The organism is Malaciobacter sp. (assembly GCF_055140965.1).
The window spans coordinates 30,846-44,884 of sequence record NZ_JBSRRO010000004.1; the positions used below are offsets into that span (position 1 = coordinate 30,846).

At 27.2% G+C, this 14,039-nt stretch carries 13 protein-coding genes; 3 read left to right on the forward strand and 10 right to left on the reverse strand.

Annotated features, from left to right (window positions below):
- Positions 1-3: 3 nt before the first annotated feature.
- Genes ilvC through ACTCCZ_RS02410 form a run of 3 tightly spaced genes read left to right on the forward strand, consistent with a single transcriptional unit; the run spans position 4 to position 2,942 of the window.
- Positions 4-1,026, forward strand: coding sequence for a ketol-acid reductoisomerase (ilvC, locus tag ACTCCZ_RS02400; protein WP_079577661.1), 1,023 nt, complete (start codon positions 4-6; stop codon positions 1,024-1,026).
- A 41-nt stretch (positions 1,027-1,067) separates the two neighbouring features.
- A complete protein-coding gene (locus ACTCCZ_RS02405) occupies positions 1,068-2,138 on the forward strand; it encodes a divergent polysaccharide deacetylase family protein (RefSeq protein ID WP_196778253.1) in 1,071 nt (356 codons plus the stop codon).
- A 33-nt stretch (positions 2,139-2,171) separates the two neighbouring features.
- Positions 2,172-2,942 (forward strand): DNA-processing protein DprA, encoded by a 771-nt coding sequence (locus tag ACTCCZ_RS02410; RefSeq protein WP_079577662.1) that lies wholly within the window; start codon positions 2,172-2,174, stop codon positions 2,940-2,942.
- Here the strand turns inward: ACTCCZ_RS02410 and ACTCCZ_RS02415 are convergent, their stop codons facing one another.
- The 10 genes from ACTCCZ_RS02415 to ACTCCZ_RS02460 form a co-directional block, all read right to left on the reverse strand.
- Positions 2,943-3,767: a cache domain-containing protein gene (locus tag ACTCCZ_RS02415; RefSeq protein ID WP_159445722.1), complete on the reverse strand. Its 825-nt coding sequence runs from the start codon at positions 3,765-3,767 to the stop codon at positions 2,943-2,945.
- Positions 3,757-4,926, reverse strand: coding sequence for a sensor histidine kinase (locus ACTCCZ_RS02420; protein ID WP_079577664.1), 1,170 nt, complete (start codon positions 4,924-4,926; stop codon positions 3,757-3,759). Before ACTCCZ_RS02420 ends, ACTCCZ_RS02415 begins: the two co-directional genes overlap by 11 nt.
- Positions 4,910-5,575 (reverse strand): response regulator transcription factor, encoded by a 666-nt coding sequence (locus ACTCCZ_RS02425; RefSeq protein ID WP_079577665.1) that lies wholly within the window; start codon positions 5,573-5,575, stop codon positions 4,910-4,912. The genes ACTCCZ_RS02420 and ACTCCZ_RS02425 overlap by 17 nt, the downstream gene beginning before the upstream one ends.
- A 42-nt stretch (positions 5,576-5,617) precedes the next feature.
- Positions 5,618-6,589, reverse strand: coding sequence for an NrfD/PsrC family molybdoenzyme membrane anchor subunit (gene nrfD / locus ACTCCZ_RS02430; protein WP_079577666.1), 972 nt, complete (start codon positions 6,587-6,589; stop codon positions 5,618-5,620).
- A complete protein-coding gene (locus ACTCCZ_RS02435) occupies positions 6,582-7,151 on the reverse strand; it encodes a 4Fe-4S dicluster domain-containing protein (protein ID WP_079577667.1) in 570 nt (189 codons plus the stop codon). The genes nrfD and ACTCCZ_RS02435 overlap by 8 nt, the downstream gene beginning before the upstream one ends.
- Before the next feature lie 10 nt (positions 7,152-7,161).
- Positions 7,162-9,462: a thiosulfate reductase PhsA gene (gene phsA, locus ACTCCZ_RS02440; RefSeq protein WP_079577668.1), complete on the reverse strand. Its 2,301-nt coding sequence runs from the start codon at positions 9,460-9,462 to the stop codon at positions 7,162-7,164.
- A 124-nt stretch (positions 9,463-9,586) separates the two neighbouring features.
- Complete coding sequence (gene murC / locus ACTCCZ_RS02445) at positions 9,587-10,885, reverse strand: UDP-N-acetylmuramate--L-alanine ligase (protein WP_079577669.1); 1,299 nt, start codon at positions 10,883-10,885, stop codon at positions 9,587-9,589.
- A 3-nt stretch (positions 10,886-10,888) separates the two neighbouring features.
- Positions 10,889-11,467, reverse strand: a complete 579-nt coding sequence (locus ACTCCZ_RS02450) for a hypothetical protein (RefSeq protein WP_079577670.1) — start codon at positions 11,465-11,467, stop codon at positions 10,889-10,891.
- Complete coding sequence (locus tag ACTCCZ_RS02455) at positions 11,460-12,590, reverse strand: succinyldiaminopimelate transaminase (RefSeq protein WP_079577671.1); 1,131 nt, start codon at positions 12,588-12,590, stop codon at positions 11,460-11,462. The genes ACTCCZ_RS02450 and ACTCCZ_RS02455 overlap by 8 nt, the downstream gene beginning before the upstream one ends.
- 9 nt (positions 12,591-12,599) lie before the next feature.
- Complete coding sequence (locus tag ACTCCZ_RS02460) at positions 12,600-14,024, reverse strand: COG3400 family protein (RefSeq protein ID WP_079577672.1); 1,425 nt, start codon at positions 14,022-14,024, stop codon at positions 12,600-12,602.
- Between the last annotated feature and the right edge of the window lie 15 nt (positions 14,025-14,039).

Genomic DNA, 14,039 nt, shown 5'->3' on the forward strand with positions numbered 1-14,039 from the left:
ACTATGGCATTAAATGTTTACTATGATAAAGATTGTAATATTGATTTAATAAAGTCAAAAAAAGTAGCAATGATTGGATTTGGTTCACAAGGTCATGCACACGCTGAAAACTTAAGAGATTCAGGTGTTGAAGTAATTGTTGGATTAAGAAAAGGTGGTTCATCTTGGGCAAAAGCAGAAGCTAAAGGATTTACTGTAAAAACTATAGCTGAAGCAACAGCTGAGTCTGATATTGTAATGATTTTATTACCAGATGAAAATCAAGCAGATATTTATAAAAATGAGATTGAAGCAAATTTAAAAGATGGTGCAACTGTTGCATTTGGACACGGATTTAATATCCATTATGGAAGAATTGCTCCTGCTAAAAATATCAATGTAATGATGGTTGCTCCAAAAGCACCAGGTCATACTGTAAGATCTGAATTTCAAAAAGGTGGAGGAATTCCAGATTTAATTGCAATTCATCAAGACCCATCACAAAACACTAAAGATATTGCATTATCTTATGCAAGTGCAATTGGTGGAGGAAGAACAGGTATTATTGAAACAACTTTCAAAGATGAAACTGAAACTGATTTATTTGGTGAGCAAGCTGTACTTTGTGGTGGTGTTTCTGCATTAGTTCAAGCTGGATTTGAGACATTAACAGAAGCTGGATATCCTGCTGAAATGGCATACTTTGAGTGTTTACACGAATTAAAATTAATTGTTGATTTAATGTTTGAGGGTGGAGTTCATGATATGAGATACTCTATTTCAAATACTGCTGAGTACGGTGATATGGTTTCTGGACCAAGAGTTATTAATGAAGAGTCTAAAAAAGCAATGAAAGATATTTTAACTGAAATTCAAAATGGTAAATTTGCAAAAGATTTCATTTTAGAAGGACAGTCAGGTTATCCAAGAATGACAGCTGAAAGAAATAACTTATTTAATCATCCACTAGAAGTAACTGGTAGAAGATTAAGAGATATGATGCCTTGGATTAAAGCAAATAAAATTGTAGATCAAGAGAAAAACTAATAAAAGTAAGGTTATCCTTACTTTTATGTTGACTGATATTTATGACAAAAAGAAAACCAAGAAAAAATAACGCAAGAAAAAACACTCCACCAAAAAATAGAAAAAACAAGACTCAAAAAAGTAATAATAAGCTAAAAACAATAAACCTAATTTTATTAATATTAATACTTACACTAGTTACAACTGTATTAAGCTACTTTTTTTTACTAAAAAAAGATACTAAAGAGCTTAAAAGTACAAAGCAAGTTGAGATAAAAAAAGATTTAGATTTAAACAATTATACAAATAAAAAAATAGAAAAATATTTTATGGATGAATCAAATAATGTAAAATATGAAGAGTATACAAAAGAGTTTGATAAAGAGTATATACATAAAAAAGAGAAACACTTAGAAAAAAAAGAGACTAAAAACGAAGTTTCAAAAACAATAAAAAAAGAGTCAAAAAAAGAGAAAAAATCTAAACTAGTTATAATAATTGATGATGTTACACTTCAAAGACAAGTTGATAAAATTTTAGATATTGGATATAAAGTTACAATGTCTTTTTTACCTCCAACAAAGCAACATCCATATTCAGCTAAAGTTGCAAAAGGCTTACCATTTTATATGATACATTTTCCTATGCAAGCACAATCTTTTAAGTTTGAAGAAGAAAACACCTTACATGTGGGTGACTCATATGAAAAAATCGAGAAAAGAGTTAAGGAGTTAAAGCAAGCATATCCAGATGCTATTTATACAAATAATCATACAGGAAGTAAATTTACTTCAGATGAAAAAAGCATGGATTATTTATTTAAAGCACTAAAAAAACATAATTTAGTTTTTGTAGATAGTAGAACAACAGCTAAAACAGTAGCTAAAAAGTATGCGAAAAAATATGACATGCCATATATTGCAAGAAATATATTTATTGATAATAAAAAAGATTTTAATTATATTCAAAACCAATTAAAAAAGGCTATTAGAATCTCTAAAAAAAGTGGTTATTCAATTGCTATTGGACATCCTTATAGTATTACATTAAAAGTACTAAAAGAGTCTAAACCACTTTTAAAAGATTTAGAACTAATATATTTAAGTGAACTTCCATTTTTACCAAAACCTTGATATAATAATATAAATTGTTATTATCGAGGTTTTATGACTGAAATTTTAGATTTTCATATAAAAAAACTAGACTCCTTAAAAAAATATCCAGATGAGATATTTTTTAGAGGAGATGCTAAATTATTAAATAAACCCAGCATCTCAATAGTTGGGACAAGAAGACCCATAAACTATACAAAACAGTTATGCTATGAAATATCTTCAAAACTATCTCAAAGAGGATTTTGTATTGTAAGTGGAGGAGCAATGGGAGTTGATGCTATATCTCACCAAGGAGCAGGTTTTGATAATACTATATGTGTATTAGCAAATGGACTTAATATAAAATACCCCAAAGTAAATAAAAATATTCTAAACTCTATTGAAAAGCAAGGCTTACTTTTAAGTACTTATAAAGATGATTTTAAAGCTACTAGATACACTTTTGTACATAGAAATGAAATAGTAGTAGCTTTAAGTGATATATTAATTATAATGCAAGCAGATGAAAACTCAGGAAGTATTAGAAGTTTAGAGTATGCTCTTAAAATGAACAAAAAGGTATACACAATCGCACATAGAGTTGAGGACAATAAAGGTCTTATCAAATATATTAAAAAGGGTTTAATCGAAGTAATTTACAACATTGATGATTTTGTAAATAGCTTTAAATATCAAAATCTAAAACAAGAAGATGAAGTTATAAAATATCTAAAAACAAAACCTACATATGAAGAAGCACTAATAAAATATAATGACAAAATCTTTGAATATGAATTAAACTCTATATTCAAAGTAGAAAATGGAGTTTGCGTGCTTCTTTAATTAGATATATATTTTTAATACATATGTACCAATTTGTTCTTTACTAATATTATATATTGGAGTATATAATAAATAATAATTTGATTTTTTTTCATACCCTGTGTATTCAAATTTTTCATTATCTAAAAAAGAAAAATCTTCTATTTTATTATTTAAAACCACATAATCATTTAAAATCTGTTCTTTTTTAAATTTGACTTTTGTAGGTATTGATAAATACTCTTTTTTCATAAGTACATAAAGCTTGATATCTTTTTCTTTAAAATGCTCAATAATTGAACTAAAATCTATAATTGCTTCAATTGATCCTAAATACTCATTATCTTCAACCACAGGACTAACTCCTCTAATTAACATAGAAAAACGCCCTATCTCGATACAGGATTTTGGTCTTTTTTCATTTTTTACTATTTTTAAACAGTATCTAAAGCCTTGTAATGAGTCATTTTTACTATTTTTTAAATCCCATAATCTAAAAAAACTCTTTAAATCTTTTTTATGTAGATGAATCTTTATATCTTTAAACAAAGAAGTACTTACTAAGCTTTGTTTTGATTTTTGTAAATATTTAATACAGTCTTCTTTGTTATTTGTTTTTAAACATCTTTTTATATCATCATTTTTTGAAATTAAAACAGCAGAAGTTAACACTAACTCTTTATTCTTTTTTATCTCTTTTGCTAAATCATTTAGATAAACATCCATAAGATTTTCATTACTATTTTTTTGTTCATAAATCATATAATTATTAAATGCCCAAAATAGAAAAAATGAACTAATTGCAACAAATAGTATTAAAAAAATAAAATTTCTATTAACTGTCATCTTCAACTCCATCTAAAAACTTCTTTTTATAATTTCTAAATTCATATATGAAAGTACTACCCTCATCTACTTTTGTTTCAACATCAATTTTTATTCCATTCTTATTTGCAATATTTTTTATAATATTTAGCCCCAGTCCAAAACCACCTTGGGCTTCATCTTGTCTATCAAATCTATTAAAAGCACTCTTTATATTTTTAATACCATGCCCATAATCTTTAATACTAAGTCTTGATATATCATTTTTATTTTCTAATTTTATTTCAATTTTATTTTTTGGATTTGAGTACTTTATTGCATTGCTTAATGTATTATCAACTACTCTTTGAAACTCTAAAGAGTTCATAAAAACATAACATTCATTATCAATATTTACATCAAAATAGATAGCTTTTGAATTTGCAACATCTTCAAAAAAATCTATTCTTGAATGCAATAAATCTGATATATTAAGTTTTTCTTTTATATATTTAACTTTCTTATTTTTTATATGATATTCTATATCTTCATAGGTGATTTGTATCTGTTTTAAAGCAGTTTTCATTCTTTTAGTATATTTATTTGCTTCACTTTTTTGAACAAGCAAATCTAAATTTATATTTATTACACCCAAAGGAGTTTTTAATTCATGCATAGTATCATTAAAAAAAGAGTTAGTGTATTTTTGCATTAACTCATAAGGCCTTGCTGTATTTTTAATTATATCTTTATTTAAAATATAAATATTTGCAAGTATTACTAAAAAGAGTAAAATAGCTATAAAAATCATTTTTGCATAATTAATCTGTATTTCACTAATTATATATCTTGCATTATATCTATTTTTATACTCTATTTCTTGCTTGTAATACATATAAGGATAGTCAATATATGTTTTAAAATCATAATAATCTAATTTTTCAGATAAACTTGAAGAAACTATTTGCATATTTTCATCAAAAAGTGCAAATCTTATTTTTACACTTCTTGATAAATCCATATTTTCAGAATATATCTTTCTTTCTAAATTATTTGTGAATTTTTCAAGGGCTAACTCTTTTAATATAAGCTCTTTTTCAAAAGAGAAAACAACTGCAAAATATGTAGGTATTGAAAAAAGTACCATCACTAAAAAAGTATAAAAATAGGCTACTTTTTTTTCATTAACTTGGTATTTCAATTTTATATCCCAATCCTCGTGAAGATAATATAAACTCTTTATTAGTTTTGACTCTTATTTTACTAATATACATCCTAATATCTGCATAATGTATATCTTTGCCTTCCCACACATTTTCTCTTAAGTTTTCAATTTCACAATAATAATTAGCATTTTTTATTAAAAATCTTATTAACTCTATCTCTTTTGATGTTAATTCAATTTCAATATCATCTTTTTTTAATACTCCTGAAATAAACTCAAAAGTATAACCATCTTTTAGTTTGTATGTTGAGTTTTTATCTGTATTATACTTACTTTTTATTAATTGGGTAACTCTTAATTCTAACTCTTTTAATTCAAATGGTTTTTTTAAATAATCATCACAACCTAACTCATATCCAATAGTCATATTATCAATATCAACTAAAGAAGTCATTATAAGTATTGGTGTTTCATTTCCCATTTCATTTAAGTATTTGATTAATTCGTGACCATTGAGTTTTGGAACTTTAATATCCAAAATCAATAAGTAGTAACTATTTTCTACAATAGCATCTAATGCTTCTTCCCCATCATAAAAACTATCAACTTGAAACCCTAAATCTTCTAAGTATTCAGTGATACTTTCATTGTAATTGTAATCATCTTCTAAAAGTAATATTTTCATATGTTATTATATAACTAGAAAGGTTAAAAACCTCTCTAGTGATTAAGCTCCTGTAAACAATTGTCCAGCATATACCACATAAAATCTAAGTAATATAACACCTGCTAGTACAATCATAGAGTTTACTAATATAAATCCTACTTTATAAGCATGATTTCTTAATGCTGTAAATGCTATTAATAAAGGTGAAATCAATCCAAAACCAATAACCCCAAACCAGAAAATAGAAGCCCATTTTCCAACAGTTAAGGCTTGAATTGCTGCAACCTCTGCATTTCCACCTGCATAAAGCATACCTACAAAAAGTATAATTAATAGAGGTATTTCTAATAAAATAACTCTTAAATCTAAAATAAGTAAATATTTAATACTCTCTTTATTAATACTACTTTTAAAGAAAAGCATACCAACCAAAATATTTCCTGCAATACCTGCACTTATACCAGAAGCTAAAAATAAAATAGGTAGTACAGGTGAATTCCACAATGGATATGTCATATTAGCTGATAATAAGAACCCTGTATAAGCTCCTACTATTAAGGCCAATCCAAACAATACATACTCAATTCTTTTTGCATAAACTTCAAAACTTTTAATATATGAAATTATTGGTGAAAAGATAGATAAAAGTTTATTTTCTTTAATCGTATCTTCAAAAATCAATCCCATAAAAACAAATGCTAAAGGTGTATATATAAATAAAGCTATTACACCAAGTGTCATAACTGATGTAAAGTTATAACTTATTAATAACCAATAAAAAGATAAAGGTTTCCCTAAATCAACAATTAAAAGCAATAATCCAACACAAATAGTAAGAGGAGAGATTATCGCACCAGCTTTAACCATAGCATCCCAAATAGATGAACTATCTTTTTCATGTCTATTCCATTTTACAAGAAGTGCAATGATTATAGAACCTGCACTAAGTCCTGCTAAAAATAGATATACTGCAATTGGCCAAGGCCAATTTATAACCTCATATTGAGCTGTGCTTCCCCACATATTATTCATAACTTACTCCTCTTTTATTAGGAACAAATGCTACTTTAGGTTTAGTTCCTAAATGTGCTTTTGGATACAATAAATTATTCTCATTTGCTTTTTTATAAACTTCAGAACTTGTATCACTTATATCTCCAAATACTAATGCATCTGTTGGACAAACTGTTACACATGCTGGATCTAAACCTTTTTTTACTCTATTTGAATAACAAAAAGTACATTTATCCACTGCTTTAGTAACAGGATTCATAAATCTTGCATTATAAGGACAAGCAACAATACAGTATTTACAAGATACACATGTGCTTTCATCAATATGTACAACTCCATCATTTGTCTGAAATGATGCTTTTGTTGGACAAACCTCAACACATGGTGCATCTTCACACATAACACATGATTGTCTTCTCATATCCATTTTTAAATTTGGAAAAGTTCCTTTTGTTTCAACTCTTACTTGTAGTCTAAAAATATCATCAGGAACATCATTTTCACTCCTACATGCAACACTACAAGCTTGGCAACCTATACATAAATTTTCATCATGAATCATTCTATATTTTTTACTCATAACTTACCCCTTAAGCTTTAGTGATTTTTACGCCCACATTTGTAACCATTGTCGAACAAACAGGACCTTTAATTAATGGTAATAGTTTAGATTGATTTGTTCCAACACCATTAGCTCTTTTTAAATCACTTGACTCTCTACCAAATCCCATATAAACAAAAAATGTATCTGGTCTAATTCCCTCAGTTATAAAAACTGTACCTTTCTCTTTTCCTATATCATTTTCTAAATAGATTTTATCTCCATTTTTCAAATTCTCTTTTTTAGCTGTTTGAGGATTTACCCAAACAGGATTATCACTCATTAACATATGTAAGTAAGGTACATTATGTGTATGACCATTTGTATGAATTGCACTTTTTCCTGATGTTAAAATATAAGGATAACCTCTAGTTACATCCATGTTATTATCATCTCTTGGTACACCATAACCTTTAAACTCTTCTTCTACTTGTTGTGAGAAAATCTCAATTTTTCCACTTGGAGTTTTTAAGTTATCTAACATACTTCCCATTAATCCATCTTCATCTAAATATTTTTTAGCATTTGGATATTTATTTACAAAATCTTTTACATATTTTTCTTCTCTATAGTATAAAGTTGGAATTGAGTATGATATATATCCTTTTGACATAAGCTCTTTTAGTAATTTATCATTACCTTTTGCTTGTTGTACTCTATATTGTAAAATATTATCCCATTTATAGTCTTTATCAATTCCCATTTTTTTAGCTAATGTTCTAAAAATCTCATGACCTGCTAAAGTATTATTAATAGGATCAACAATTTTATTTCTTATCATATATGTTGGTTTAGATGAACTTTTATCTGTAATTCCTTCATCTCTTTCAAGATAAGTTGCTTCTGGTAAAACTACATCTGCCATTAATGCAGTTTCTGACATATAAATATCAGTTACAACAATAAAATCCAATTTATTCATAGCCTCTTTCATTGTTTTAGGATCAGCAAGTGTGATTAATGGATTTGTTCTTATCATAAACCACCCTTTTACTTCGTAAGGGTCTTTATTTAAAATTGCTTTTGGTATATCCATTAATACACCTTGATTTCGAGCTATAAAAGCATTGTCACTACCTTTTTGTGAAGCTCTATCAACTCTTAATGTTTTAGGAGTTTGGAAATGTTTATCAGGGTTTGTTATAGTTGGCGCAATATCAATACCTGCAAGTTTATTACATGTTTTTGCTTTTTTCTTAAAAAATAATCCACCCTCTTTTTCTATATTACCCATCAATGCATTTGCTATTAAAATAGCTCTTGTTCTTTGATATTCACTTTTTGCTGTTGTTGTTTTATGTCCCCAGTCAATAATACAATTTGGAGCTGCTTTATATAATTCATTTGCAACTCTTTCTGCAACCTCTGCTTTAATACCTGTAATTTTCTCTTGCCATTGAGGAGTTGTAGTTTTAGTACTTTCAATTAAATGTTCAATACCTACTGTATATCTTTGTACAAACTCTTTATCATATTTTCCATCTCTTAACCAAACATGCATTAAAGATAATACAAAAGCTAAATCAGTTCCAGGTTTTACACTATGCCACTCATCTGCTTTTGCTGCAACTATTGAAAATCTAGGTTCTAAAACTACAAGTTTTGTTTTCTCACTTGCAGCAGCATTTGCTAATTTTTTTGTAGAGCTTACATTAATACCCTCAAATAAATTATGCCCAAAATTTAGAATATATTTTGATTTAGAAAAGTCTCTTTTTAAACCTGTTCCATATGTATGTTTAAAAGCAACTTTATATGTTATTGGACAGTGACTATGATGTGAAAATAAGTTTGGACTTTCAAATGCTTTTGAAAATGTACTCAAATGAGAAAAATGTTCACCTGTTTTTGCAGAAAATAAAACTGCTTGAGGACCATACTCTTCTTTGATATTCATCATTTTTTTAGCAATTAAATTTAATGCTTCTTCATAAGTTGCTTCTTTCCATTTTCCCTCACCTCTTTTTCCTACTCGAATTAGTGGTTTAACTAATCTTTGTGGATCATAAAGTTGTGAGTGTCCTGCTGCACCCCTTGCACATACTGATGTACCCATTCCTTTTGAATATTGGTTTCCTTGGATGAATACACTTTTACCATCAACTACTTTACCTTCAATCTGACATCTACTAGTACACATCTCGCAGTAACTTTTGACAAATTTAGTGCTTCCACTTATAGTTTGAGCACCTAAACTCCCAAGAGTTCCTGTCATACAAGATATCCCAGCAATAGCAGTCGAGCATGAAGTAACTTTAAGAAAATCTCTTCTTGTATAATTACTACTCATTTGTTATCCTTTACATAATTTCTTATATACTGAAATAGTAATATTAAAGTATAAATTTTATGTAAATTTAATTTTTTAAGAGAAAAAGCCCTAAAAAGGGCTTAAAAGAAGGAGTTTAAAATTATTATTTAACTCTTAATTGGTAAGTTATGTCTCCAGCGCCAACGCCTAAAACAATTCCATCTGTATATGTGTAAACTATTTTATCATCTTTAATAAGTTCTATTTTATTATCGCTTGTTTTAATTTTGTCTGCAAATATAGGATTATAAGAAGAAAACTCTTTTTCAAAGTCAATATCTTCAATCTCTTCACCAGCACTATAAACAGGTAAAATTACAAGTGCATCACAGCCATTGAAGCATTTTTTAAACTCTTCAAGATTATTAACTGTTCTACTATATTTATGAGGTTGCCAAACTACAACAATCTTTTCCATATTTTTTAAATTTGAATATAAGCTAACAGATTTCATTGTTGCAGCTATTTCTGTTGGATGATGTGCATAATCATCAATTACTACAAATTGTTCACTTTTTTGAACAATATCAAATCTTTTTTTAATTCCTTTGTAATTTTTAATATTATCTTTTATTTCAACTAAAGGAATTTCATTTAAAGCTGCCAAAATTGCTAAAGAAGCATCAATTGCTATATGATACCCAAAGCCCCAAACTTCAAATTCACCTAAATCTTTTAAGTGAAACTTTGTATAGGGTTCTCCATTTTTAAGTGTATATGAAACTTCTGTTATATCAATACTTGGATGAAGTTTTATAGCTTCTATATCTAAACTTCCTAAGAATTCATCTTCTGCATTTATAACTCTTACTTTTGCAATTTTCAAAAATGATTCATAAGCTTGATAAAACCTTTTTAAATCATAGTTATAATACTCCATATGTTCTGGTTCTGCATTTGTTACTATTGCACAATAAGGATTTGAAAGTAAAAAACTCCCATCACTCTCATCTGCTTCAAAAGCAACTAAGTTATCAACATATCTAAAGTTTGAATCAAACTCTTTTGAAATTGCGCCAATTAAGGTTGAGCTTTTTAATATTGAAGCTAAAATAGCAGTTGTTGTACTTTTCCCATGAGCTCCTGCAACACAATAGTTTTTCTTATCACCTAAAACTATTGGCAAAGCCTCTTTTCGTGGAATAGTCTTTATTCCATTTTCAACTGCTTGTAAAATTTCAACATTGTTTGGTTTTACAGCTGCTGAATGTATTACTATATCTTGGTTATTTATAATTGAAGCATTATGAGGAGTAATTACTTTAATTCCTTCTTCTTCAAGCTGTTTTGTAATAGGAGAACTTTTAATATCCGAACCACTTACATAATGACCATCATGTTTTAAAAACCTACCAAGGGCTGATAGCCCTATTCCACCAATTCCAATAAAATGTATATTCATATATTAATCCAATAAATATTTTAAGTTTTCATACTCTTTTTCTAAAACAGTACTATTTTCTTTTAAAAAATTTTTTATATCAAATTTAAAGTTAACTATAAAATATCCATGTGAATCATCTTCTAATACACTATTTTCATCAACTTTTTTCTCATAAAATGTATCTAAATCCATAGCTTCTGAAAGTGCAATTACATGAATTTTCAAAGCATCTTCTAATAGTTCATCATCAATAATATTATAAAGTACAAAAAACAGTTGTTTTGCTCCATCGATATTTTGAAAACTCCACTTTTCAATAGCATGCTCATAAAAAGATCTTATATAATAAAGTTCATTCTCTTTAAGTTTTAACTTTTTACCATCATTTACTATTTTTTCAACTTCAAAAAAAGATATCTTTAAAATCTCTTCATAAACTTCATTTATCTTTTTTTCATCTAAATCTAAAATAAGCATTGAGTCAAGAACTTCATAAAGTGCTGAAATATTTTGAGTATTTAAAGCATCTACTCTTGTTTCTTCTAAATATTTTATAAAATCAGGGTTTGTTCTAGCTTCATTTAACTCTTGCTTATTCATTAATAAAATCCTTCAACCTATTTAATACCTCTCTTGTTTTATTTACATTTTCAACCAAGGCTATTCTTACATAACCTTTTCCAATACCTTCTCTTCCTAAAAAACTTCCAGGAAGAACTTTTATATGTTTTTTTTCATATAGTTTTTTTGTAAACTCTAACTCATCTTCTACTTTTAACCAAATGTAAAAAGTTGCTTGAGGTAGATTTATATCTAAAATCTCTTTTGCAAGTTGAAAATTCTTTTTATAAATTTCTCTAAAATTTTGAACATGTTCTTCATCATTCCAAGCAACAGCTGCTGCATTTTGTAAAGGAACAGGACTTGCACAACCTATATAAGTTCTATATTTCATATACTCTTTTAAAATTGTTGAATCCCCAGCAATAAAACCACTTCTAAGTCCTGGGGCACTACTTCTTTTTGAAATAGAGTTCATTACTAAAATATTTTTAAACTTTTCATTTCCAGCTTTTATACTAGCTTCTAAAAGGGAAACTGGCTTATCGCTTTCATCAAAATATATTTCACTATAACACTCATCATTTACAAGTATAAAATCAAACTCTATAGCTTTTTTTACCCAAGTTTCAAGTTCATCAATACTTATACTAGCAGAAGTTGGATTGTTTGGATAGTTTAAAATCACCAAATCACATCTTTTTAACTCTTCATCACTCAAACTTGCTTTAAAATTATTTTGTTTTATTAAGTCTATATGAATAACCTCAGCTTTACTAGCTATTGCTGCACCCTCATATATTTGGTAAAAAGGATTAGTAAATGCCATAACTGGATTTTTTTTATCAAATAATGCAAATTGTGGAAAGTTAAACAAAACTTCCCTTGTTCCAAAAGTTGGAATAATTTCATCATCTTCTAAACAAACATGAAATCTTTTTGATACAAAATTTTTCATTGCCTCTTTTAATTTTGGAAGTCCAGCACTTGCTGGATATTTCTTTAAAAGCTCAGAACTATTTTTTAATTCATCTTGAATAAACTGTGGAGTTTCAAACTGTGGTTCTCCTATTGTAAGTGATGACAATTCATATTTTGATGTTGGTTTTACATCACTTAATAGTTTATTTAATTTTTCAAAGGGATAAGCCTCAAATTTCATTTATTTCCTTTAATCTTCTATAATAGGTATAAGTAATTGATTATATTTTGCCATATCAAAAGATATTAAATCTGAGTTTGTATAAATAAAACTCCAAGAGAATCTTTTTTGAAACATACTTTTTTTAAGTGGCAAAATTTGTAGAATATCTTGTTCTTTTCTAAGTTGTCTAATTGGATTTTTATCGCATGAAATAATCTCAATCTTTTGACTAAATATCTTTGAAAGATTTTCAAAGTGATCAAGTAATTTCGATTTATCATCAAAGCCATTTGGATCCATATCAAAAATTTTTGTTTTTGTTTTTATTTGACTTGATACATCAAATACTATTGGTGAGATTTGCTCATATGATTTTGTATCATTTAAAACAATAAGAGTATTTTTAGTTGCACCAACTGGCTCTTTGCCAAGCTTAAATAAAGGAACTTTTGTATTTACTAGTTCATTGGCAATCTCTTTATTTTTAAACATTTCACTTGATAATATTATCATTCCTATATCAAGCTTTTTAAAATCCATTTTTCTAATTTTTCTAAAACCCAAATTATGATAATCTATATTTATAATAACTGATTCATCATCTCTAAATTGCTCTTTTATAAAATTCATTATACCAACTGTTGTTGGTCTAGTAATTCTAATAACAAGCTTTTTATTTTTTAAATACTTATGTAGATATTTTGCTTCATGAACAGCTTTTTCAACTCTATGCTTTTTCATTAAGTATAAATCTAAATATAAATACAAATTATGCCCAAATGGCATAGGAAATTGTCCTCTTGTTTTGCCAATTGCACTATAAACTTGCATTAAAACTTTTGGCTCACCAATTACTAAAATTGTATCATTTGGTTTTAAAATCAAAGAAGGTTTTAAATCCTCAAGTTTTTCATTTCTATATAAAGCAAAGATTCTCCAATCTTTTTGTTCTATTGAACCTATATATCTATAAGCATATGAACTACCAAATGGAATTCTAATCTCCATTATTTCGCCATGTTTCAATCCAATATTTTGAGCAACTACAGGAATATTTGGTAGTCTTTCTACCATCCCATTTGCTAAAACTTCAATACCTTTATAAACATTTACATATGGATCATCAAGTTCTAAATTCCAATAATCTAAAATATTCATTTGAAGATTATGTTTGTGTGATTTGATATTTTCAATAACACTTAACATCTCATCTTTTGAGTTAAGTACTACAAGTACTTCTGTATGAATATTTTTATCCAAAACCATTGCAAGTTTTGATTTTGAAGTTGGATCAAACTTATAAAATGTAACATTTGATAATTTTTGATCAGGAACTATTGCATCATTTACATAAACAATATCATAATAGTTTTCACCAGTATTAGTTTCAACTATTCTTTGCATTAAGTTTTTAGCGACAATTCCATCTAATATTATAAGTATCTTTTTCATAGTAGATATTATATC

Excerpts from the sequence above, each read along its gene's own strand:
- ilvC (WP_079577661.1), top strand. The coding sequence starts at position 4 with ATGGCATTAAATGTTTACTATGATAAAGATTGTAATATTGATTTAATA.
- ACTCCZ_RS02405 (WP_196778253.1), top strand. The coding sequence starts at position 1,068 with ATGACAAAAAGAAAACCAAGAAAAAATAACGCAAGAAAAAACACTCCA.
- ACTCCZ_RS02410 (WP_079577662.1), top strand. The coding sequence starts at position 2,172 with ATGACTGAAATTTTAGATTTTCATATAAAAAAACTAGACTCCTTAAAA.
- ACTCCZ_RS02415 (WP_159445722.1), bottom strand. The coding sequence starts at position 3,767 with ATGACAGTTAATAGAAATTTTATTTTTTTAATACTATTTGTTGCAATT.
- ACTCCZ_RS02425 (WP_079577665.1), bottom strand. The coding sequence starts at position 5,575 with ATGAAAATATTACTTTTAGAAGATGATTACAATTACAATGAAAGTATC.
- nrfD (WP_079577666.1), bottom strand. The coding sequence starts at position 6,589 with ATGAATAATATGTGGGGAAGCACAGCTCAATATGAGGTTATAAATTGG.
- ACTCCZ_RS02435 (WP_079577667.1), bottom strand. The coding sequence starts at position 7,151 with ATGAGTAAAAAATATAGAATGATTCATGATGAAAATTTATGTATAGGT.
- phsA (WP_079577668.1), bottom strand. The coding sequence starts at position 9,462 with ATGAGTAGTAATTATACAAGAAGAGATTTTCTTAAAGTTACTTCATGC.
- murC (WP_079577669.1), bottom strand. The coding sequence starts at position 10,885 with ATGAATATACATTTTATTGGAATTGGTGGAATAGGGCTATCAGCCCTT.
- ACTCCZ_RS02450 (WP_079577670.1), bottom strand. The coding sequence starts at position 11,467 with ATGAATAAGCAAGAGTTAAATGAAGCTAGAACAAACCCTGATTTTATA.
- ACTCCZ_RS02455 (WP_079577671.1), bottom strand. The coding sequence starts at position 12,590 with ATGAAATTTGAGGCTTATCCCTTTGAAAAATTAAATAAACTATTAAGT.
- ACTCCZ_RS02460 (WP_079577672.1), bottom strand. The coding sequence starts at position 14,024 with ATGAAAAAGATACTTATAATATTAGATGGAATTGTCGCTAAAAACTTA.